We start from the raw sequence: 967 nt of genomic DNA, 5'->3' as shown, positions 1-967 counted from the left end.
GTCGGTGTGGTGGGCTGCTTGGAGGGCGAGGTCGAGGAAGGCGGTGCCGGGGAGGAGGACGGTGTGGTTGACGGCGTGGTCGGCGAGCCAGGGGTGGGTGCGCAGGGAGATGCGGCCGCTGAGGAGGGTTTCGCCGGTGTCGGCGATGTCGACGGCGGCGCCGACGAGGGGGTGGCCCGTGGTCTCCAGGCCCGCCGCACCGACATCCCCCGCACCGGACTGCCTCGGCTGCGCCCAGTAGGTGCGCCGCTGGAAGGCGTAGGTGGGTAGGTCGGTCCGCTCGCCCGCGTCGAGCAGGCCGCTCCAGTCGACGGTGAGGCCGGTGGTCCAGGCGTGGGCGAGGGAGGTGAGGAGACGTCGCCGGTCGCCCTCGTCGCGGCGCAGGGTCGGGACGGTGACGGCGGTGTCGAGGGTCTCCTCGACGGCGGGCACGAGGACGGGGTGCGGGCTGGTCTCGACGAAGTGGGTGTGGCCGGCTTCGTGCAGGGCCTCCAGGGCCTTGGTCAGCAGGACGGGTTGGCGCAGGTTCGTGTACCAGTAGGCGGTGTCGGGCGGGGTGGTGAGCCAGTCGCCGGTGACGGTGGAGAACATCGGGATGCGCGGGAGCCGGGCTTCGACTCCGGCGAGGTCGGCCAGGATGCGCCGCCGGAGCCGGTCGACGTGCGGGGAGTGCGAGGCGTAGTCGACCGGGATCGCCCGTGCCCGCACGCCGTCGCGTTCGCAGGCGGCGAGCAGTTCCGTCAGGGCGGTGCTCTCGCCCGCGACGACGGTGGTGGTGGGGGAGTTGTAGGCGGCGACGGAGATCCGGTCGGCCCAGGGCGCGAGCAGCTGCTCGGCCCGTTCGGCGGAGAGCCCGAGCGAGACCATGCCGCCCTCCCCGGCGATGGCGTCGAGGGCCCGGCTGCGCAGGGCGGAGACCCGGGCGCCGTCCTCCAGGCTCAGCGCGCCGGCCACCACCGCGGCGGCG

Annotated in this window: 1 protein-coding gene; it reads right to left on the bottom strand. The window is 74.6% G+C overall.

Translation table 11 applies throughout. From position 1 onward, the window contains the following. Positions 1–967: acyltransferase domain-containing protein (locus PUR61_RS01230; RefSeq protein WP_329874705.1), on the bottom strand; the 967-nt coding region annotated here is incomplete at both ends.

It is taken from the genome of Streptomyces sp. BE20 (assembly GCF_036322525.1).
Taxonomy (GTDB): domain Bacteria; phylum Actinomycetota; class Actinomycetes; order Streptomycetales; family Streptomycetaceae; genus Kitasatospora.
Note: the sequence above shows the minus strand (reverse complement) of the source record. Positions and strands in the feature narration are given on the sequence as shown.